The organism is Microbacterium sp. AC145, from assembly GCF_979258505.1.
In genome coordinates this window covers 1,950,869-1,971,336 of sequence record NZ_OZ409859.1, presented here as the reverse complement: position 1 = coordinate 1,971,336, position 20,468 = coordinate 1,950,869, and the positions used below count along the sequence as shown (strand labels likewise).

Sequence of the window (20,468 nt, the reverse complement as noted above, 5' to 3'; positions counted from 1 at the left end):
GGTTCAGTCGATCCGCACGTCGAGCCCGAGATCGAGGGCGCGAGCCGAGTGGGTGAGCGCACCGACCGAGATCACCCCGACTCCGGTCGCGGCGATGGCGCCGACGGTCTCGAGTGTGACGCCGCCGGAGGCCTCCACCTGGGCCCGCTCGCCGATCGTCGCGACACCCTCGCGCAGATCAGCGAGCGAGAAGTTGTCGAGCAGCACGGTGTGCGCGCCCCCGTCGAGAACCTCCGGGATCTGGTCGAGGCGGTCGACCTCCACCACGACGTGGGTCGTGTGGGGCAGACGCGAGAGAGCCTCACGGAGGGCGATCGACAGGTCGACGCCCGAGCGCTTCAGCACTGCGAGGTGGTTGTCCTTCGCCATGACCGCATCCGACAGCGAATACCGGTGGTTGTGCCCGCCGCCGCTCACGACGGCGTGGCGTTCGAACGCCCGCAGCCCCGGCGTGGTCTTGCGCGTGTCGGAGATCCGGGCGTGCGTCCCCTCCACCGCCTGGACGTATGCCGCGGTGATGGTGGCGATTCCGCTCATGCGCTGCGTGAAGTTGAGCGCGATGCGCTCGGCGGTCAGGATGCTGCGGGCCGTGCCTGCGACAGAGGCGAGGACGTCTCCGGCTGAGAACACGTCTCCGTCTCCGACATGGACATCGACGTGCAGGGTCGGGTCGGTGAGGGCGAATGCGGCGGTGAAGACGTCGCCACCGCTGAAGACGCCTTGCTCCCGCGCCACGAGGTCTGCGGTCGCGGTGGCGCCGGCGGGCAGCAGCGCCGAGCTGGTGAGGTCTCCCCACGGCGCATCTTCTTCGAGGGCGGCACCGACGACGCGGGAGATGATGGCGGGGGTGAGCATCAGACGGTCTCCAAGACGGAAGCGGTTTCGAGGTGGTGCGAGCCCACCGATTCGGTGCGGCCGAGGGCGGCGGAGGTCGTCGCGGCGGCCAGCGTCAGCAGGTTGGCATCCTCGTGATCGGCGACGGTGCGCAACGTGCGAGATTGCGCCGCCCAGGCCGCGATCGTCTCGTGAGCGCGCCGAAGGCCCTCCGAGGTTCGGAGAAGACCGACTTCGTCCCACATCAGCCGCTGCAGCTCGATCCGATTGAACACTCCGGTGTGGGAACGGGCGAATGGCGGGATGCTCCGCGCGTCCGGTGAGGGGTCGGAGGTGCTGGGCGTCGTCCCTTGACGGTGCGAGGCGGCCGGCCACTCCGACTCGAGTGCTGCGGCGGCGCGTGCGCCGAACACTGCACCTTCGAGCAGCGAGTTGGAGGCGAGCCGGTTCGCGCCGTGGACTCCGGTGCGGGCCGTCTCGCCGACGGCGAAGAGGCCGGGGATGGACGTCCGTCCATCGATGTCCGTGACGATGCCGCCCATCAGATAGTGTGCGGCCGGCGTGACGGGAATCGGAGCGACCGACCAGTCGAACCCGCGCTCCTTGGTCACGCGATCGATCGTCGGAAAGCGGCGGCGGAGCGTCTCGGCGCCGAGCATCGTCGCGTCGAGCCGCACCGGTGCGCCCTGGGCCGCGGCGCGACGTGCGATGGTTCTCGCGACGACGTCGCGCGGTGCGAGCTCTCCGTCGGGATGACTGTCGAAAGTGAAGCGGCGGCCCTCGTCGTCGATGAGGGTCGCCCCCTCGCCGCGCACGGCCTCCGACACGAGGAAAGCCGTCCCTCTGTCCAGGACCGTCGGATGGAACTGCACGAATTCGAGGTCGGCGATCGCTTCACCGGCCCGGATCGCCGCGGCGATCCCGTCACCAGTCGTCCCCTCGGGGTTGGTGGTGTGCGCGTAGAGGTGGCCGGCGCCCCCGGTCGCAAGGATCACGGCGTCGGCGTCGAGAAGGTTCGACGCGTCGTCGAGCAGGATCCGGATGCCGCGCACCGCACCGCCGGTCACGACGAGGTCGAGGAGGAACGCGTTCTCGACGACGGTGACGGCAGCCGCTCGGGTGGCCGCGATGAGAGCGCGTGCGATCGCGGCTCCCGTGGCGTCGCCACCCGCGTGCACGATGCGCGCCCGACCGTGTGCCGCTTCGCGACCACGAAGCAGGGCACCGTCCGCGGAGCGGTCGAAGGCGACTCCGCGCGCGATCAGCTCGGCGATCCGTGCTCCGGCGCCCTCGACAAGCACCTCGACCGCTGCGGCATCGGCCAGTCCCGCGGCGGCGGTCAGGGTGTCTGCGGCGTGCAGGGCGGGAGAATCGCCGGGGCCGTATGATCCGGCCACGCCGCCCTGCGCGTATCCCGTGCAGCCGTCGCCGAGCGCTCCCTTCGTCACGACGGTCACGGAGTGTCCGTGCTCGTGCGCGTGCAGTGCCGCGGTGAGCCCGGCGATGCCCGACCCGACCACGATCACGTTCATCGCGCGCCCGCTGCCACCGGAGGCTTGGCGGCCAGCATCCGCTCGAGCGCGATGCGGGCGGGGTCCGCGACATCGGGCGTCACCGTGATGCGATTGGGGGTCCGCCCAGCCACGAGTTCCTCGAGCACCCAGGCGAGGTATCCGGGGTGGATCCGATACATCGTCGAGCACGGGCAGACCACGGGGTCGAGGCAGAAGATCTCATGCTGCGGGAACTGCGCGGCCAGGCGACGCACGAGATTGATCTCGGTGCCGATGGCGAAGGTCGTGGGCTCGGTCGCGGCGGCGATCGCCCGCCGGATGTAATCGGTGGAGCCCGCCTCGTCGGCAGCGTCCACGACGTCCATCGGGCATTCCGGGTGCACGATGACGCGCACGTCGGGGTGCTCGGCTCTCGCCTGATCGATCTGCCCGACGGTGAAACGCCGGTGCACCGAGCAGAACCCGTGCCACAGGATGACGCGGGAGTCGACGAGGTCGGTCGCAGTGGAGCCGCCGAGCGCCTTGCGCGGGTTCCACATCGGCATCTGCTTGAGGGGCACGCCCATCGCTTTCGCGGTGTTGCGGCCGAGGTGCTGGTCGGGGAAGAACAGCACCCGTCGACCGCGCTCGAACGCCCACTCGAGCACCGTCTGCGCGTTCGAGGAGGTGCACACGATCCCGCCGTGCCTGCCGACGAAGCCCTTGATCGCTGCAGAGGAATTCATGTAGGTGACGGGGATCACCGGCACTCGCCCGTGTTCGTCCTGAGCGTCGAGATCGCCGAGGACATCGGCGAGCTGCTCCCAGCAGTCCTCGACCTGATCGATGTCGGCCATGTCGGCCATCGAGCATCCGGCGGCGAGGTTGGGCAGGATCACAGCCTGGTCGGGGCCGGAGAGCAGGTCGGCGGTCTCTGCCATGAAGTGCACGCCGCAGAAGATGATCGCCTCGGCGTCTGCTCTGTCCTTCGCGGCTGTGGCGAGCTGGAACGAGTCGCCGACGTAGTCGGCGTGCCGCACGACCTCCTCGCGCTGGTAGAAGTGTCCGAGGATCACGGCACGATCACCGAGGGTCGCCTTCGCCAGGCGGATGCGCTCGTCGAGCTCGTCTTCGCTCGCCTCGCGATACTCCGCCGGAAGTTCGCCCTGTCGCGGCGCTCCGGTCGGGATGACGTCACCCATCGACGACCCGGGGCCGTAGCCGGGGCGCGTGTCGAAGTCCCAGGGGCCGACGGCGAGGTCGGTCGTACAGGTCTCATCGGTCGATGCGCCCGACACGATCGACTGGATCGCGTGGTCGACGGACGCGTCGAGGGGCTGGACTGCCGGGGTCGGAACGAAGGTGATGCTCATCGGGTGCTCGTTTCCTCGGGGCCGAGCGGGCCGTGATCGGCCAGCTCGACATCGGTGTTGTAGCGGTAGAGGCGGGCGGGGCGGTGACTGCCGGTGCGGAACTGATCGGTGGGGAGGAGGTTGCCGGCGGACTCGACCTGTCGGCGGAAGTTGGCCGGGTCGAGGTGCTTGCCGAGGATCGCCTCGTAGGCCTCTCGGAGGTCGGCGAGAGTGAATTCGGCCGGCAGGAAGCCGTGCGCGACGCGGCTGTAGCCGACCTTGCTGCGCAGGCGCCAGAGCGCGTAGTCGACGATCTTGCCGTGGTCGAAGGCCAGCGGTGGAAGGTCATCGAGGTCGAACCAGCGCACGTTCTCGGGGGCAAGACCGGATGCCCGGTGCGCTGCACTCTGCGCGTCGACCTCGTCATGGCGCAGCAGCGCCCAGTAGACGATCGACACCACGCGCGTGGGGGAGCGGTCGACGGCACCGAAGGCGTAGAGCTGCTCGAGGTAGCTGGGGGTGAGGCCCGTGGTCTCGGCGAGCGTGCGGGCGGCGGCGTCGACCGGCGATTCGGTCGGAGTCAGCCATCCGCCGGGGAGCGCCCATTGGTCGGCGAACGGCTCGCGGGTGCGGAGCACGAGGGGCAGCGCGAGCACCGCAGAGCCGTCGTCTGTGCGACGCAGCGTGAGGATCACCGTCGACACGGCGACGTCGATGCTCGAACTTTGAGTCATAGGTACCTTAACCTCCTGGTCCGATCTTAGTGTCATCGTGACTCTTAGCGCACCTGTGTGACGCGACCGTTCCTGAAGCCGAAACGTTATATGCCGGTGTTCTGAACTCTTGTCGCCCGGAAAGGGATTTGTTAGGTTACTGTCCTAACAAATCCCTTTCCCTGGGATCTGTCACGAGTCCCACCTCCGGGACTCGGCTCCATCCGGAGATCCCTCCTGCAGTGCAGCACCGAGAGGAAATACAGAATGATCCGTAACGGAAGGCGCAAGATCGCGCTCACCGCTGTGGCGGGGGCATCCGTCCTCGCCCTGGGTTTGACGGCCTGTGGCGCAGGCGGCGGCGATGAGGGGAGCGGTGGCGACAGCGACCGGGCTCTTCGTGTCTGGGCCGGCAGCCAGACGCCCATCACTGCGAACTACAACCCGTTCGCACCGACCGTGCTCCACGGGGCGCTCGGACCGATCTACGAGCCGCTGTTCTTCTTCAACAAGACGGCCGATTCCGAGCCCGTCGGTCTGATCGGCGACTCGTTCGAGTACAACGAAGACGGCACGGCGATCACGATCACCATCAAGCCCGACCTCAAGTGGAGCGACGGAGAGCCGCTCACCGCGGCAGATGTCGCCTTCTCCTTCTCGTACGAGGCGAACAACCCCGAGGGCAACGGTCTGGTCTCGGCCGAGGCGACTGACGACACCACGGTCGTGCTCACCTACACCACCGCGCAGTACACGACCGAGTTCCAGCGTCTCGGCTCGACCTACGTCCTTCCCGAGCACGTGTGGTCGGAGGTCACCGACTTCGCCAACTTCGCCAACGAGGAGCCGGTCGGTTCCGGCGCCTACGTCGTCGACAAGACGACGAGCGAGTCATACACGCTCGTCGCCAACGAGAACTTCCGCGATGCCGACGACCTCGGAGTCAAGAAGGTCCAGTACATCGCCGTCGACAACAACCAGACAGCTCAGGACCTGCTCGCGGCCGGTCAGCTCGACTGGACCGGAATGTTCATCCCGAACCCCGACGACGTCACCGGCAACGGGGCGATCGACTGGATCAACACGCCTCAGGACCCGACCGTCCTCTACACCTGCTCGAACACGGAGCTCGGCTGCGCCGGTCCGCAGACCGATGTCGCGGTTCGGCAGGCACTGAATGTCGCCATCGACCGCGCCGCGATCAAGGACAAGGCGTTCGTCGGTCTGACGGGCGACATCTCACCGACCTTCGCACTGCTGCCGCGCGATGAGAAGTGGGTCGCGGACTCCGCGAACGAGGTCAGCCCCCAGGAGGCGAACGCCGACGAGGCGGGCGAGATCCTCGAGGCCGCCGGATACACGAAGGACGGCGACTACTACGCGAAGGACGGTGTGCCGCTCGAGCTCAGCCTGATCTCGGTCGACGGCTGGACCGACTACAACGATGCCGCCAAGTTGATCGCCGAGCAGGCAGAGGCTGCCGGCATCAAGATCACCGCATCGACAGTGCAGTGGCAGGAGTTCTCCGACGCTCGTCAGGGCGGCGACTTCCAGCTCATCGTCGGTGGCGTCGTCGGCACGTCCGTCGCCGACCCGTTCCAGATCTACCGCGACTGGTTCGGTGGCACGGCAGTCGAGTCCACCAGCCCGGTCGGCACCGAGGTGCCCGCTGGTCGCTGGAACTTCAGCCGCTACAGCAACCCGGTCGTCGACACCGCCATCCAGGCGGCGATCAGCACGAACGACGAGGCGGAGAAGAAGGAGCTCTACGGCACGATCCAGACCGAGATCGTCCGCGATCTGCCTTACATTCCGCTCGTGATCAACGCTACGCAGACCTTCTATAACACGAAGGACTTCACCGGGTGGCCGACGGAGGAGGACCTCTACGCCTTCCCGCCGTCCTGGGGTGCGATCGCAGCGGGTTACGTCCTGACGCAGCTCGAGCCGGCGAACTAAGCACATGGGGTCGGGGGAGCAGGAAGCAAGGTCAGTGACATGAAGTTCTATGCACGAAGAATCGGGTTCTACGCGTTCACGCTGTGGGCCGCGATCTCACTCAACTTCCTGCTTCCCCGGCTCATGCCGGGGAACCCGGCGGACATCATGATCGCCAAGATGCAGCGCGCGGGCGGCGAGGTCTCCGAGACCACGATCCGCAACATCAAGCTGCTTCTCGGCGGCGATGACTCGTCTCTCTGGGACCAGTACATCGCGTACTGGGGGCGGATGTTCCAGGGCGACCTGGGCGTCTCCGTCACCAAGTTCCCCACGCCGGTGAGCGAGCTGATCAGCCAAGCTCTGCCTTGGACGCTCATCCTCGTCGGCACGGTGACCGTGATCTCCTTCATCCTCGGCGTCGGCCTCGGCGCGTGGGCGGGGTGGAAGCGCGGAACCTGGGTCGACCATCTGATCCCGGCGACCACCGTGCTCCAGTCCATCCCGTACTTCTGGATGGCGCTGCTCCTCGTCTCGATCTTCGCCGTCGGCCTCGGCTGGTTCCCGATCTTCGGCGGCTACGACGTCTTCGAGTTCCCCGACGGACCCGAACCGACGTGGGCGTTCTTCACGAACGCGCTCTCGCACGCGATCCTTCCCGCCGTGACCATCGTGATCTCGTCGGTGGGTGGCTGGATGTTCGGGATGCGCAACATGATGGTGCAGACGATGTCCGAGGACTACGTGCTCACGGCCGAGGCGAAGGGACTCCGTCCTCGCCGCATCATGACCACGTACGCTGCCCGCAACGCCGCGATCCCGTCGATCGCCGGCTTCTCGATCACCCTCGGCTTCGTCGTCGCGGGGTCGATCGTGATGGAGCAGGTGTTCACCTATCCGGGTATCGGCAAGCTGATGTTCCAAGCGGTGACGAACAACGACTACGCCCTGATGCAGGGGCTCTTCCTCGTCATCACCATCACGGTGCTCGCCGCCAACTTCATCATGGACCTCGTCTATGGCTTCATCGACCCGAGGGCTCGCCAGAATGTCTGACACCGAGAACACAGTGCTGACCACGAAGGATCAGCCCATGACCCAGCCCGCGAGCACGATCTCGCTTGCGACTCAGCGCGGCCGCAAGCGTCGGCGCGTCCTGCCCACCTCGTCGTCGAAGTTCATCGTCGGCGCGAGCCTGGTGATCGCGATCGTGCTGTTCGCGATCATCGCGCCGATCTTCTCGCAGGACCCCCGCAGCACCGACAATCCGGCGCTGCTTCCCCCCTCACCGGAGCACTGGCTCGGCACCACCAAACTCGGCAATGACATGTTCGCCCAGCTCGCGATCGGCGCTCAGGGGTCGCTCCTGGTCGGCGTCGTGGCCGGTGGCATCGCCATCCTCCTCTCCCTGGTCTTCGGAGTCCTCGCCGGGTACCTCGGTGGATGGCGCGAGGACACCCTCGCCCTGCTGACCAACGTGATGATCGTGATTCCCGGCCTGCCGCTGGTGATGGTGATCTCCTCGTTCGTGCCGCAGCGCAGCTGGCAGCTCGTGGCGTTCGTGCTCGGCATCACGTCGTGGGCCGGTGCCGCGTACGTGCTTCGACTGCAGACGCGATCACTGCGCACCCGTGACTACGTCTACGCGTCGAAGGTCGCAGGCGAGCGGTCGCTGCGGGTCATCCTCGTCGAGATCATGCCCAACCTGCTGCCGCTGCTCACCGCGCAGTTCCTCTTCGCGATCATCTTCGCGATCCTCGGTGAAGCCGGACTCTCCTACCTCGGCCTCGGCCCGAACTCCTCCATCACCTGGGGAACGATCCTCAACGATGCGCAGTCGGGCCAGGCTCTCGGACGAGGCGCGTGGTGGTGGTTCGTGCCGCCGGGAATCATGATCGCCCTGCTCGGCGCGGGTCTCTCGCTCATCAACTTCGCGATCGACGAGGTCATCAACCCCAAGCTGCGTAACGCGCCAGACGCCGCACGGCGTGTGCGCAAGGCGGCCAAGACGAAGGGGGTCGCGGTATGAGCGCTCCGGATGCCGTGCTCACTGCACGAAACGTGTCGATCGAGTACGAGGTGGATCCGCCTGTGAAGGCCGTCCGCAACGTCTCTCTCACCCTCAACCGCGGAGAGATCCTCGGACTCGCTGGCGAGTCGGGGTGCGGCAAGACGACACTCGCCTACGGCATGAACCGGCTGCTCAAAGCGCCCGCGCTCATGACGAGCGGTGAGATCGTGCTCCACGACCGCGACGGCCACGACATCGACGTCGTGGGGCTCGACGGTGAAGGGCTGCGGGCGTTCCGCTGGGACAAGATCTCGATGGTCTTCCAGGGGGCGATGAACTCGCTGAACCCGGTCATCAGCGTCAAAGCGCAGATCTTCGACATCTTCGACACCCATCGCCCTGGCATGTCCAAGAAGGACAAGCAGGCCAGGGCCGAGGAGCTGCTCACGCTCGTCGGAGTCGACCCCTCGAGATTGACGAGCTTCCCGCACGAGCTCTCGGGCGGCATGCGCCAGCGCATGATGATCGCCATGGCCCTCGCGCTGGATCCTCAGGTCATGATCATGGACGAGCCCACGACGGCGCTCGACGTCGTCGTGCAGCGCGGGATCATCCGCGAGATCATGCGGTTGCGCGAGCGGCTCGGCTTCGCGGTCATCTTCATCACGCACGATCTGCCGATGCTGATCGAGATCAGCGACCGCATCGCCGTGATGCTTCAGGGGCAGATCGTCGAGGAAGGCACGGCGGAGGAGATCTACCGCACCCCTCAGCACGAGTACACGAAGAAGCTGCTGTCGAGCTTCCCGAGTCTGACCGGAGAGCGCGGCGACTTCGTCCGTACCGGCAACCAGCCCAGCCAGGAGGAGATCCGATGAGCGCTCCCACCCTCGAAGCCCGCAACCTCGTGAAGGACTTCACTCTGCGCGCAGGGCTGAAGACTTCGGTCCTTCACGCCGTCAAAGACGTCTCGTTCACGATCGAGGCGGGCAAGACGGTCGCCCTCGTCGGCGAATCGGGGTCGGGCAAGTCGACCATCGCTCGGATGCTGATGAAGCTCGAGACGCCGACGAGCGGACAGATCCTGCTGGACGGCAAGGATTCGGGGATGCGCGGCCGCGCGGTCGAAGAGTATCGCTCGCAGGTGCAGATGGTCTTCCAGGATCCGTTCGCCTCGCTGAACCCGTTCCACACGATCATCCATCACCTGGAGCGGCCCATCAGGCTCCACCACCCGAAGCTCTCGGGTGCCGAGGTCCGCGCACGGGCGATCGAGCTGCTCGAGCGCGTGCGGCTGTCGCCCGGCGAGAGCTTCGCCGAACGCCGTCCGCATGAACTGTCCGGTGGTCAGCGGCAGCGTGTGGCCATCGCGCGGGCGCTCGCTCCGGGAGCGCGGTTCATCGTCGCCGATGAACCGGTCTCGATGCTCGATGTCTCGATCCGCCTCGGTGTGCTGAACCTGCTGGCCGATCTGCAGCGCGAGGAGAACCTCGGGGTGCTCTACATCACGCACGATCTCGCGACGGCTCGGCACTTCAGCGACGAGATCATGGTGCTCTACAAGGGCGATGTGGTCGAACGAGGCCCCGCCGACGAGGTCATCCTCAACCCGCAGCACGAGTACACGAAGACGCTGCTGGGGGCGGCTCCCGAACCCGAGAACCTCGGTCGCCTCCGTGACGAGGTGCGTGCGGAGCTCGCCGGCCGCTGAGCATCCGTTCCGGTCGCACTTCCTGTCGCCAGCCATCCGCTCGCGCGACACGAAGTGCGACCGGAACATCGCCTGTCGTGACGACATCGACCCGCTAGACTGATGCCACAACTGAAGATAGGCCGAATGACCCACGCGGGAGAGCCCCGGCGAACGCAGCCGGGCACCGAAGGAGCAAGCCTCCCCGCCAATCTCTCAGGTACGCGTACCGCGCGGTTCCGGCCACTCTGAAAAGCGATTTCGAGCGAAGCAAGAAATCGGGTTGAGCGAGGGCGTCCACGCCCGAGCCGAAACCCTGGTGAGTTGGGCCCCGTGGGTCTCCCCGCGCGTCTCCACATCCGCATTCGCCCGTGATCCGCCGACGGTGAAAGCCCAGTCTCTGGGCGAAGCTCTCAGGCCCATGACAGAGGGGGAGTTCCCAGGAGCAGCGTCGCTGTTCCGCCCGACCCAGCCCGGGAGAACTCCATGTCCGACCCTCGCTACACCCCACTGCGCGAATGCCATGAGGCGCTCGGCGCGTCGTTCACCGACTTCGGTGGCTGGCAGATGCCGGTGCGCTACACGTCTGACCTCGCCGAGCACCATGCGGTGCGACAGGCTGCAGGCATCTTCGACATCTCGCACATGGCGGAGTTCCTGATCACCGGGGACTTCGCAGCAGATTTCCTCGACTACTCGCTCGCCGGCCGGCTGTCTGCGATGGCCGTGGGCAAGGCGAAGTACTCGCTGATGCTGGCTGAAGACGGCGGCATCATCGACGACGTCATCGTCTATCGGCTCGCGGATGATCGTTTCCTCGTGATCGCGAACGCGGGCAACCGCGGATTCGTCGATGCGGCCTTCGCATCGCGCGTCCGCTCGTTCCCCTCGATCCTCGAGCGCGAGATGCCGGCCAGGGGGGACGGCGAGGAGCGCAGCTTCGCGGGGTTCATCGGTGACAGAGGCGTCGACGTCGAAGACGTCTCCGACGAGTACGCACTGCTCGCGGTGCAGGGCCCGGCCTCCGAGGCGATCGTCTCCGAGACTGCGGGGATCGCCGACCTCGGCACGCCGTGGGCGGAGCAGAAGTACTACGCCTGGGCCGACGCGACGTTCCTCGGTGCGCCGCTGCTGCTCGCTCGCACCGGCTACACCGGCGAAGACGGCTTCGAGCTGCTCGTGCGGGTCGCCGACGCCCCGGCTCTGTGGGACGCACTCGTCGAAGCGGGCCTGCCCCACGGACTCGTCCCCGCCGGCCTCGCCGCGCGCGACACCCTGCGGCTCGAGGCCGGTATGCCTCTGTACGGCCATGAGCTCTCCCGCGAGACGAAGCCGTCGCAGGCCGGACTCGGGCGGGTGGTCGTGTCCGACAAAGAGGACTTCGTCGGCAAGGGAGCGGTGGATGCCGCGTCCGATGCTCCGGTGCTCGTCGGTCTCGCCGCCGAAGGCAAGCGTGCCGGACGCGCTGGCTACTCCGTGGTCGACGAGCACGGAACCGCCATCGGTGAGATCACCAGCGGCGCACTGAGCCCGACCCTCGGGCATCCGATCGCGATGGCCTACATCGCACCGTCTTCCGCTGCGGCGGGAACCGCAGTATTCCTTGATGTGCGGGGGACCAGGATCCCCGCGACCGTGACCGCCCTGCCTTTCTATCGGAGGACAAAATGACCGACCTCAATGCGCTCCACTACACCGACGAGCACGAATGGATCGCTGCTGACGGTGCCACCGCGACCATCGGCATCACCGACTATGCGGCCGAGAAGCTCGGCGACGTGGTCTTCGTCGAGCTGCCCGCTGTCGGCACCGAGGTGACCGCCGGATCCGTGGTCGGCGAGATCGAGTCGACCAAGTCGGTGGGCGAGCTCTACGCGCCCGTCTCGGGCACGATCGTCGAGATCAACGACGCCGTGGTCGATGACCCGTCGCTCGTGAACGCCGAGCCGTTCGCGGCCGGCTGGCTCATCAAGGTGTCGGTCGCCGACGGCGCCCTCGACGGCCTCATGGACCGCGACGCGTACGTCGCCCTGACGGAAGGCTGATCCACCCGTGACCTCATTCGCCGATCGTCACATCGGAACCACCGCTGCCGCCCAGCGTCAGATGCTCGACGCGCTGGGTGTGGCTTCGGACCTTGCGGACTGGAGTCCGGTCGAGGCGTTGATGCGCCAGTCGGTGCCGGCGTCGATCTACACCGCCGCGACCGATGATTCCGTGATCCCGCGCGCCGCGAGCGAGACCGAGGCCCTCGACGAGTTGCGGGCGCTCGCCGCGCGCAACACGGTGAACCGGCCGATGATCGGTCTCGGGTACTACGGCACCATCACCCCGCAGGTCATCCAGCGCAACGTGCTCGAGAACCCGTCCTGGTACACGGCCTACACCCCGTATCAGCCGGAGATCTCCCAGGGGCGTCTCGAGGCGCTCATCAACTTCCAGACGATGGTCGCCGAACTCACCGGTCTGTCCACCGCGAATGCGTCGATGCTCGACGAGTCGACGGCGGTCGTCGAGGGGATGCTGCTCGCCCGGCGCGCCGCGAAGACGCGATCGAACGTGTTCGCAGTCGACGCCGATGCTTTCCCGCAGACCGCCGCGCTCCTCGCAGCCCGCGCGGAGGCCGTGGGCATCGAGCTCGTGACGGTCGACTTCGCGGCGGGGGAGGAACTCCCCGCTGAGCTTTTCGGTGTGTTCGTGCAGTATCCCGCCGCGTCCGGACGCGTCTGGAACCCGAGCGCCGTGATCGACGCGGCGCACCTCGCCGGCGGTCTCGCGGTGGTCGCCGCCGATCTTCTCGCCCTCACGCTCATCTCGTCTCCCGGGTCGCTCGGCGCTGACGTGGCGGTCGGCACGACGCAGCGCTTCGGTGTGCCGATGGGGTTCGGCGGCCCGCACGCCGGGTACATGGCGGTTCGTGCCGGTCTCGAGCGTCAGCTGCCCGGTCGTCTGGTCGGAGTCTCGGTCGACGCCGATGGCAAGCCCGCCTACCGGCTGTCCCTGCAGACCCGTGAACAGCACATCCGCCGCGAGAAGGCGACGAGCAACATCTGCACCGCCCAGGTGCTTCTGGCCGTGATGGCTTCGATGTATGCCGTCTATCACGGCCCCGAGGGCCTTCGTGCGATCGCCGCCGAAGCCGCAGCGAAGGCCGCACTGCTGCGTGACTGGCTCGTCGATGCGGGCGTCGAGGTCGTGCACGATGCGTTCTTCGACACGCTGAGGGCTCGCGTGCCGGGTCGCGCCGCAGAGATCGTCGAGACGGCGCATGCCGACGGCATCCTGCTGCGTGCGAACGATGCAGACACGGTGAACATCGCAGTCGACGAGACGACCACCGTCGCCGATCTGCACCGCGTCGCACAGGTGTTCGGTGGCAAGCGCGAGCGTGCGTTCGGGTTCTTCGGGATCGGCGCGGCCGGCGCCCTGCCCGAGGAACTCCACCGTCAGGACGAGTATCTGACGCACCCCGTCTTCCACGCCCACCGCAGTGAGACCGCCATGATGCGGTATCTCAAGAGCCTCGCCGATCGGGACTACGCGCTCGATCGCGGCATGATCCCGCTCGGGTCCTGCACGATGAAGCTGAACGCTGCCACCGAGATGGCATCGATCACCTGGCCCGAGTTCGCGGGCATCCACCCGTTCGCGCCGGCGTCAGATGTCGCCGGATACCTCGAGCTCATCGACCAGCTCGAGTCCTGGCTGGCAGAGGTCACCGGATACGATGCCGTCTCGCTGCAGCCGAACGCGGGATCGCAGGGCGAGCTCGCCGGTCTCCTCGCGATCCGCGGATATCACCTCGCGAACGGTGACGACCAGCGCACGGTCTGCCTGATCCCGTCGTCGGCGCACGGCACCAACGCGGCGTCCGCCGTACTCGCGGGCATGAAGGTCGTGGTCGTGGCGTGCGATGAACTGGGCAATGTCGACCTCGAGGATCTCCGCGCCAAGATCGCGGCGCACGCTGCCGAGCTCTCGGCGCTGATGATCACCTACCCGTCCACACACGGCGTCTACGAGCAGGACGTGGTCGAGATCACCACCGCCGTGCACGACGCGGGTGGTCAGGTGTACGTCGACGGTGCCAACCTCAACGCGCTGCTCGGCTACGCGCGGTTCGGCGACCTGGGCGGCGATGTCTCCCACCTCAACCTGCACAAGACGTTCGCGATCCCGCACGGCGGCGGCGGACCAGGGGTGGGGCCTGTCGCCGCGAAGGCGCACCTCGCTCCCTTCCTGCCCTCGCACGCCCTCGCGCAGCGGGCGGAGCATGCGGGCGGATTCGTCTTCGAGGGAGGCCCGATCTCGGCGGCTCCCTACGGATCGGCGGGCATCCTCCCGATCTCCTGGGCGTACGTCCGCATGATGGGGGCCGACGGTCTCCGCCACGCGACCGCAGCGGCCGTGCTGTCGGCGAACTACATCGCGGCTCGCCTCGCAGAGCACTATCCGGTGCTCTACACCGGCGAGAACGGGCGGGTGGCGCACGAGTGCATCCTCGACCTGCGTCCGCTCAAGGAAGCCACCGGAATCACGGTGGACGACGTCGCGAAGCGGCTGATCGACTACGGCTTCCACGCGCCCACCATGTCGTTCCCGGTCGCGGGAACGCTGATGGTCGAGCCGACCGAATCCGAGGACCTCGGCGAGATCGAGCGCTTCATCGAGGCCATGATCATGATCAAGGCAGAGGCCGACGCCGTCGCCGCCGGGCGCTGGCCCGCCGACGACAATCCGGTCGTCAACGCGCCGCACACCGCGGTCTCGCTGATCGCGGGGGAGTGGAACCACGCCTACACGCGGGAGGATGCTGCGTACCCGGTGCACGCGCTCATCGCAGGCAAGTACTGGCCGCCGGTGCGCCGCATCGATCAGGCCTACGGAGACCGCAATCTGGTGTGCGCCTGCCCGCCGATCGAGGCATTCGCCTGAATCGAGCATGCGTCATGCGGCGGCGTCGTATCCATCCCGGATGCGACGCCGTCGCTCGTTTCCGTGCATTTCCGCATGTTTCCGCGAGATTACAGATGGTCACCACTGAGTAACAGTTCATTAGCCGAGTGCGCCGACCGCTGAGACCCGGGTTACGCTCAACTATCCCTACGTGCTCGATTATGAGCGCGCAGTCTGATGAATTCCCGTCCACAGGAGGACACAAGTGAAGCGCAACAAGATCGCCCTTGCGGGCACCGCGCTGTTCGCGATCGGCGCCCTGGCGCTCGCGGGCTGCGCGAGCGGTGGTAGCGGCAACGAGGGTGGCGGCGACGCCGGCAGCGATGCCAACGCGGATGCCATCATCACGACGAACGGTTCGGAGCCGGAGAACCCGCTCATCCCCACCAACACCAACGAGGTGGGTGGTGGAAAGATCCTCGACGAGATCTTCGCCGGCCTGATCTACTACGACGCCGAAGGCGCCCCGGTCAACGACATGGCTGAGGAGATCACGACCGAGGACCCGCAGAACCTCACCGTGAAGCTCAAGGAGGGCATGACCTTCACCGATGGTGAAGAGGTCACCGCCGACAACTTCATCAAGGCATGGAACGAGGGCGCGAAGCTCTCGAACGCCCACTACTCCAGCTACTTCTTCGAGGACATCGAGGGCTTCAGCTACGAGACGGACTCCGAGCTCACCGGTCTCAAGCAGGTCGATGACTACACCTTCACGATCGCGCTGAACAAGCCGGCTTCCGACTTCGCTCTGCGTCTCGGCTACTCGGCGTACTACCCGCTCCCCGATGTCGCTTTCGAGGACATGGAGGCATTCGGACAGAACCCGATCGGCAACGGTCCGTACATGATCGACGGCGACGACGCATGGCAGCATGACGTGCAGATCGACCTCGTCCGCAACGACGACTACGAGGGTGGACGCCAGGCGCAGAACGGTGGTCTGACCATCAAGTTCTACGCCACGCAGGAAGCTGCGTACGCCGACCTGCTGTCGAACGAGGTCGACGTCATCGACGCGATCCCGACGAACTCGCTCGCGATCTTCGCCGACGAGCTCGGCGACCGCGCTGTGAACCAGCCGTCGGCCGTGTTCCAGTCGTTCACCATCGGACAGTCCCTCCCGCACTTCAGCGGCGAAGAGGGCCAGCTGCGCCGCCAGGCGCTGTCGATGGCGATCAACCGCGAAGAGATCACCGAGACCATCTTCTCGGGATCGCGCACCCCGGCAGCCGACTTCACGTCGCCGGTCATCGATGGCTGGTCGGACTCGGTCCCCGGCAGCGAGGTCCTCGACTACGACCCCGAGAAGGCGAAGGAGCTGTGGGCCGAGGCCGACGCCATCGCCCCCTGGGACGGCGACTTCAAGATCGCCTACAACGCCGACGGTGGGCACGACGCCTGGGTCGACGCGGTGAGCAACAGCATCAAGAACACGCTGGGGATCGAAGCATCGGGCGACCCGTACCCGACGTTCCAGGACCTGCGCACCAAGGTGAACGACCGCACGGTCACGACGGCATTCCGTTCGGGATGGCAGGCTGACTACCCGGGTCTGTACAACTTCCTCGGACCGCTCTACGCGACCGGTGCTGGCTCGAACGACGGTGACTACTCGAACCCCGAGTTCGACTCCACGATCGAGGCCGGCATCAGCAACCCGGACGCCGACGCACAGATCGAGGACTTCACCAAGGCGCAGGAGATCCTGTTCCAGGATCTTCCCGCGATCCCGCTGTGGTACTCGAACGTGACCGGCGGCTTCAGCGAGAACGTCGACAACGTCACGTTCGGCTGGAACTCGGTTCCGCTGTACTACGAGATCACGAAGGCCGGCGAGTAAAGTCTGACGGCACTTCACCTGTGAGGCGGTGACGATTCTTCGTCACCGCCTCACAGGCTGTGTTCGCCTCACTTTCTTTCCCCTCAAAGAAGGGACAAGCGGATGCTCGGTTACATTCTGAGACGTCTACTGCAGGTGATCCCGGTCTTCTTCGGAGCCACCCTGCTCATTTATTTTCTGGTGTTCGCCATGCCCGGCGACCCGATCCTCGCCCTGTTCGGGGACAAGACCCCCAATGAGGCGGTCCTCGAGCAGCTGCGGGAGCAGTACCACCTGAACGAGCCGTTCCTCGTGCAGTACTGGTACTACATCACCGGTGTGTTCCAGGGCGACCTCGGCACCACCTACTCCGGTCGGCCGGTGTCGGACGTCCTTGCCGCGACGCTTCCCGTCACCGGACGCCTCGCAGTGATGGCCATCGCCATCGAGTTCGTGCTCGCGATCATCATCGGAACGATCTCGGCGCTGCGTAAGGGCAAGCTGTTCGACAACGTATCGCTGGTCGTCGCCCTCGTCGCGATCGCTATCCCGATCTTCGTCGTGGCGTTCCTCGCCCAGTACTTCCTGGCGATCCAGCTCGGGTGGTTCAAGCCCACAGTCGGAGCCGACAATGACTGGGGCGGCCTGTGGCTCCCGGCGATCGTGCTCGGCTTCAGCCTCTATGCCGTCAGCATGCGTCTGATGCGCAGCTCCGTCATCGACACGCTCAACCAGGACTGGGTGCGCACCGCCTACAGCAAGGGTCTGTCGCGGGGCCGCGTGCTCCCCGTGCACGTGCTGCGCAACTCGCTGATCCCCGTCATCACCAACTCCGCGACGAACTTCGGTGTGCTGCTGGTCGGCGCGACCGTCACCGAGGGCATCTTCAACGTGCCCGGCGTCGGCAACACGCTGTTCCAGGCGATCCAGCGCGGCGAGGGACCCACGGTCGTCTCGTTCGTGACGGTCTTCGTCATCCTGTACGTGTTGGTGAACCTTCTCATCGACCTGCTCTACGGTCTGCTCGACCCGAGGATTCGCTATGCCTGATCCCACCAACCAGAAGCACTACGTCGCCCCGGTCGAGACCGAGTCGATCGCCGTCGATGCCGTTCGCATCTCGGACAAGCCCAGCAACCTCTGGAGGGACGCCTGGTTCGACCTGCGTCGCCGTCCGCTGTTCTGGTTCTCCATCGCCCTCGCGCTCTTCTTCCTCGTGATGGCACTGTGGCCGACTCTGTTCACCGCGACCCCGCCGAACGACGACTGCCAGCTGTCGAACAGCAACGGCGGCCCGACCGCGGGCCACCCGCTCGGGTTCACCTTCCAGGGCTGTGACATCTACGCGCGCATCGTCTGGGGATCCCAGACGTCGCTGGCGGTCGGCCTGATCGCCACGGTGATCTCGTCGGTCCTCGGCCTGATCATGGGAGCCCTCGCGGGCTTCTACGGAGGATGGCTCGACGGTCTGCTGTCGCGCATCGGTGACATCTTCTTCGCGATCCCGTACATCCTCGCGGCCGTGGTCGTGATGACCGTGTTCCGGGATGCACGTTCGGTCTGGACTCTCGCTTTCGCGATCGGCGCATTCGCGTGGGCCTCTACGGCGCGAGTCGTTCGAGCCGAAGTGCTCCGGGTGCGACAGGCCGACTTCGTGATGGCGTCCCAGGCGCTCGGCCAGTCGAAGTTCAAGATCCTCCTGAACCATGTCGTCCCGAACGCGATCGCACCGCTGCTCGTGGTGTCGACTCTCGGACTCGCGGCAGCGATCGTCGCCGAGGCGACGCTCTCGTTCCTCGGGGTCGGTCTCGGCAGTGACGTGATGTCGTGGGGTAACGACATCGCCAAGGCGCAGGCATCGCTGCGGGTCGCGCCGATGGCCCTCATCTATCCGTCGATCGCCCTCACCCTCGCGGTGCTGGCGTTCGTCACCCTGGGCGAGCTCATCCGAGACGCCCTCGACCCGAAGGCGAGGGCACGCCGATGAGCGAGCGAATCACCGAACAGGTCCCGCTGCTGAGCATTCGCGACCTCACCGTCGCGTTCCGCACGCAGGAGGGCCTGCGCGAAGTCCTCCACGGAGTCAGCTTCGACATCATGCCCGGCGAGACCGTCGCGATCGTGGGCGAGTCGGGTTCCGGCAAGTCCACGACGGCCACGGCCATCGTGAACCTGCTCCCCGGCACGGGCCAGGTCACTGCCGGATCGGTCACTCTCGACGGTCGCGAGCTCACCACGCTCAGCCGTCGTGAGATCGAAGCCGTGCGCGGTCGGGACATCGGTTTCGTGCCGCAGGACCCGATGTCCAACCTCAACCCGGTGTGGAGCATCGGGTTCCAGGTCAAGGAGGCGATCCGTGCGAACGGCATCGCCCGGGGTCGCGACGCCGCCAAGGCGCGCACGGTCGAAGTTCTGCAGCAGGCCGGGCTCGCCGACGCCGAGAAGCGTCTGCACCAGTTCCCGCACCAGTTCTCGGGTGGCATGCGTCAGCGCGCGCTGATCGGGATGGGCCTCGCGGCCGACCCGAAGCTGCTCATCGCCGACGAGCCGACCTCGGCTCTCGACGTGACCGTGCAGCGCGTGATCCTCGATCACATGGCCTCGCTCACTCGCGACAAGGGCACCTCGGTGCTCCTGATCACGCACGACCTCGGCCTCGCTGCCGAGCGTGCCGACAAGATCATCGTGATGAACGGCGGCAACATCGTCGAGGCCGGTCCGAGCCGCGAGATCCTCGAGAACCCGCAGCACCCGTACACCAAGCGTCTCGTGTCGGCAGCGCCGAGCGTGGCGTCGCAGCGCATCCAGGCTGTGGTGGAGGACCGGGGGATCGAGACGCTCGAAGACCTCTCCGCCACCCCGCCGACCGTGCGTGTGGCAGGACTCACCAAGGACTACAAGATCCGTCAGGGAAACTTCCGCAGCGAAGCATTCCGGGCGGTCGACAACGTGTCCTTCGAGATCCCTCGCGGCAAGACGCTCGCGCTGGTGGGAGAGTCGGGCTCCGGCAAGTCCACCGTCGCGAAGATGGTGCTGAAGCTCGAAGAGCCCACCAGTGGCACGATCGAGATCGACGGCCAGGATGTGTCGAAGCTGTCGAACGCCCAGGCGTTCGGTCTGCGCCGGCGCATGCAGCCGGTCTTCCAGGATCCGTACGGGTCGCTCGATCCGCTGCGCAACATCGGCAACACGATCGCCGAGCCGCTCCAGATCCACGGAGTGGGCGACGGTGCGTCGCGCCGCGAACGCGTCGAGGAGCTTCTGGACCAGGTGTCGCTGCCGCGCGTGCTCGCCACTCGGTATCCGAATGAGCTCTCGGGCGGACAGCGGCAGCGTGTCGCCATCGCCCGCGCTCTCGCGCTCAAGCCCGACATCATCGTCCTCGATGAGGCCGTGTCGGCGCTCGACGTGCTCGTGCAGGACCAGGTGCTGCAGCTGCTCGCCGAGCTCCAGTCGGAACTCGGGCTCACGTACCTGTTCATCACGCACGACCTCGCCGTCGTCCGTGTGTCGAGCGACCTCGTGTGCGTGATGGAGAAGGGCAAGATCGTCGAACAGGGAACTGTCGACGAGATCTTCGCGAACCCGCAGCAGGAGTACACGGATCGTCTGCTCAAGGCGATCCCGGGTGCGTCGATCACCCTCGGCGGTCACTGAGA

Annotated in this window: 16 protein-coding genes and 1 riboswitch; of the genes, 12 read left to right on the top strand and 4 right to left on the bottom strand. The window is 66.6% G+C overall.

Annotation, left to right across the window (positions count from 1 at the left end):
• Positions 1 to 3: 3 nt before the first annotated feature.
• Genes nadC through ACZZZN_RS09620 form a run of 4 tightly spaced genes read right to left on the bottom strand, consistent with a single transcriptional unit; the run spans position 4 to position 4,413 of the window.
• Entirely contained in the window at positions 4 to 855 is an 852-nt protein-coding gene (nadC, locus tag ACZZZN_RS09635) for a carboxylating nicotinate-nucleotide diphosphorylase (RefSeq protein ID WP_463504939.1), read from the bottom strand.
• Positions 855 to 2,366, bottom strand: coding sequence for an L-aspartate oxidase (nadB, locus tag ACZZZN_RS09630; RefSeq protein WP_463504938.1), 1,512 nt, complete (start codon positions 2,364 to 2,366; stop codon positions 855 to 857). Before nadB ends, nadC begins: the two co-directional genes overlap by 1 nt.
• On the bottom strand, positions 2,363 to 3,700 hold the full coding sequence (nadA, locus tag ACZZZN_RS09625) for a quinolinate synthase NadA (protein WP_463504937.1): 1,338 nt from the start codon (positions 3,698 to 3,700) through the stop codon (positions 2,363 to 2,365). The genes nadB and nadA overlap by 4 nt, the downstream gene beginning before the upstream one ends.
• Positions 3,697 to 4,413, bottom strand: a complete 717-nt coding sequence (locus tag ACZZZN_RS09620; RefSeq protein WP_463504936.1) for an NUDIX hydrolase — start codon at positions 4,411 to 4,413, stop codon at positions 3,697 to 3,699. Before ACZZZN_RS09620 ends, nadA begins: the two co-directional genes overlap by 4 nt.
• 246 nt (positions 4,414 to 4,659) lie before the next feature.
• On the opposite strand from ACZZZN_RS09620, the gene ACZZZN_RS09615 reads away from it, so the two are divergent.
• The 12 genes from ACZZZN_RS09615 (at position 4,660) to ACZZZN_RS09560 (ending at position 20,466) form a co-directional block, all read left to right on the top strand.
• Complete coding sequence (locus ACZZZN_RS09615) at positions 4,660 to 6,351, top strand: ABC transporter substrate-binding protein (protein ID WP_463504935.1); 1,692 nt, start codon at positions 4,660 to 4,662, stop codon at positions 6,349 to 6,351.
• A 39-nt stretch (positions 6,352 to 6,390) separates the two neighbouring features.
• The gene (locus tag ACZZZN_RS09610; protein ID WP_463504934.1) at positions 6,391 to 7,386 is read left to right on the top strand and encodes an ABC transporter permease; all 996 of its coding nucleotides are present in this window, start codon (positions 6,391 to 6,393) and stop codon (positions 7,384 to 7,386) included.
• A gap of 37 nt (positions 7,387 to 7,423) precedes the next feature.
• Positions 7,424 to 8,359, top strand: a complete 936-nt coding sequence (locus tag ACZZZN_RS09605; RefSeq protein WP_463504933.1) for an ABC transporter permease — start codon at positions 7,424 to 7,426, stop codon at positions 8,357 to 8,359.
• Positions 8,356 to 9,219: an ABC transporter ATP-binding protein gene (locus ACZZZN_RS09600; protein ID WP_463504932.1), complete on the top strand. Its 864-nt coding sequence runs from the start codon at positions 8,356 to 8,358 to the stop codon at positions 9,217 to 9,219. The genes ACZZZN_RS09605 and ACZZZN_RS09600 overlap by 4 nt, the downstream gene beginning before the upstream one ends.
• Positions 9,216 to 10,052 carry an ATP-binding cassette domain-containing protein gene (locus ACZZZN_RS09595; RefSeq protein ID WP_463504931.1) on the top strand — a complete coding sequence of 279 codons (837 nt, stop codon included), beginning with the start codon at positions 9,216 to 9,218 and terminating at the stop codon, positions 10,050 to 10,052. Before ACZZZN_RS09600 ends, ACZZZN_RS09595 begins: the two co-directional genes overlap by 4 nt.
• 126 nt (positions 10,053 to 10,178) lie before the next feature.
• A riboswitch (glycine riboswitch) is annotated at positions 10,179 to 10,273 on the top strand.
• A gap of 244 nt (positions 10,274 to 10,517) precedes the next feature.
• On the top strand, positions 10,518 to 11,702 hold the full coding sequence (locus ACZZZN_RS09590; RefSeq protein ID WP_463504930.1) for a glycine cleavage system aminomethyltransferase GcvT: 1,185 nt from the start codon (positions 10,518 to 10,520) through the stop codon (positions 11,700 to 11,702).
• Positions 11,699 to 12,076 (top strand): glycine cleavage system protein GcvH, encoded by a 378-nt coding sequence (gcvH, locus tag ACZZZN_RS09585; protein WP_463504929.1) that lies wholly within the window; start codon positions 11,699 to 11,701, stop codon positions 12,074 to 12,076. The genes ACZZZN_RS09590 and gcvH overlap by 4 nt, the downstream gene beginning before the upstream one ends.
• Positions 12,077 to 12,137: 61 nt before the next feature.
• Positions 12,138 to 14,966 carry an aminomethyl-transferring glycine dehydrogenase gene (gcvP, locus tag ACZZZN_RS09580; protein WP_463506574.1) on the top strand — a complete coding sequence of 943 codons (2,829 nt, stop codon included), beginning with the start codon at positions 12,138 to 12,140 and terminating at the stop codon, positions 14,964 to 14,966.
• A gap of 226 nt (positions 14,967 to 15,192) precedes the next feature.
• Positions 15,193 to 16,830, top strand: coding sequence for a peptide ABC transporter substrate-binding protein (locus ACZZZN_RS09575; protein ID WP_463504928.1), 1,638 nt, complete (start codon positions 15,193 to 15,195; stop codon positions 16,828 to 16,830).
• A gap of 102 nt (positions 16,831 to 16,932) precedes the next feature.
• A complete protein-coding gene (locus ACZZZN_RS09570) occupies positions 16,933 to 17,859 on the top strand; it encodes an ABC transporter permease (RefSeq protein ID WP_463504927.1) in 927 nt (308 codons plus the stop codon).
• Positions 17,852 to 18,796, top strand: a complete 945-nt coding sequence (locus tag ACZZZN_RS09565) for an ABC transporter permease (RefSeq protein ID WP_463504926.1) — start codon at positions 17,852 to 17,854, stop codon at positions 18,794 to 18,796. The genes ACZZZN_RS09570 and ACZZZN_RS09565 overlap by 8 nt, the downstream gene beginning before the upstream one ends.
• Positions 18,793 to 20,466: a dipeptide ABC transporter ATP-binding protein gene (locus ACZZZN_RS09560; protein ID WP_463504925.1), complete on the top strand. Its 1,674-nt coding sequence runs from the start codon at positions 18,793 to 18,795 to the stop codon at positions 20,464 to 20,466. The genes ACZZZN_RS09565 and ACZZZN_RS09560 overlap by 4 nt, the downstream gene beginning before the upstream one ends.
• Positions 20,467 to 20,468: the final 2 nt, after the last annotated feature.

Excerpts from the sequence above, each read along its gene's own strand:
- nadC (WP_463504939.1), bottom strand. The coding sequence starts at position 855 with ATGCTCACCCCCGCCATCATCTCCCGCGTCGTCGGTGCCGCCCTCGAA.
- nadB (WP_463504938.1), bottom strand. The coding sequence starts at position 2,366 with ATGAACGTGATCGTGGTCGGGTCGGGCATCGCCGGGCTCACCGCGGCA.
- nadA (WP_463504937.1), bottom strand. The coding sequence starts at position 3,700 with ATGAGCATCACCTTCGTTCCGACCCCGGCAGTCCAGCCCCTCGACGCG.
- ACZZZN_RS09620 (WP_463504936.1), bottom strand. The coding sequence starts at position 4,413 with ATGACTCAAAGTTCGAGCATCGACGTCGCCGTGTCGACGGTGATCCTC.
- ACZZZN_RS09615 (WP_463504935.1), top strand. The coding sequence starts at position 4,660 with ATGATCCGTAACGGAAGGCGCAAGATCGCGCTCACCGCTGTGGCGGGG.
- ACZZZN_RS09610 (WP_463504934.1), top strand. The coding sequence starts at position 6,391 with ATGAAGTTCTATGCACGAAGAATCGGGTTCTACGCGTTCACGCTGTGG.
- ACZZZN_RS09605 (WP_463504933.1), top strand. The coding sequence starts at position 7,424 with ATGACCCAGCCCGCGAGCACGATCTCGCTTGCGACTCAGCGCGGCCGC.
- ACZZZN_RS09600 (WP_463504932.1), top strand. The coding sequence starts at position 8,356 with ATGAGCGCTCCGGATGCCGTGCTCACTGCACGAAACGTGTCGATCGAG.
- ACZZZN_RS09595 (WP_463504931.1), top strand. The coding sequence starts at position 9,216 with ATGAGCGCTCCCACCCTCGAAGCCCGCAACCTCGTGAAGGACTTCACT.
- ACZZZN_RS09590 (WP_463504930.1), top strand. The coding sequence starts at position 10,518 with ATGTCCGACCCTCGCTACACCCCACTGCGCGAATGCCATGAGGCGCTC.
- gcvH (WP_463504929.1), top strand. The coding sequence starts at position 11,699 with ATGACCGACCTCAATGCGCTCCACTACACCGACGAGCACGAATGGATC.
- gcvP (WP_463506574.1), top strand. The coding sequence starts at position 12,138 with ATGCTCGACGCGCTGGGTGTGGCTTCGGACCTTGCGGACTGGAGTCCG.
- ACZZZN_RS09570 (WP_463504927.1), top strand. The coding sequence starts at position 16,933 with ATGCTCGGTTACATTCTGAGACGTCTACTGCAGGTGATCCCGGTCTTC.
- ACZZZN_RS09565 (WP_463504926.1), top strand. The coding sequence starts at position 17,852 with ATGCCTGATCCCACCAACCAGAAGCACTACGTCGCCCCGGTCGAGACC.
- ACZZZN_RS09560 (WP_463504925.1), top strand. The coding sequence starts at position 18,793 with ATGAGCGAGCGAATCACCGAACAGGTCCCGCTGCTGAGCATTCGCGAC.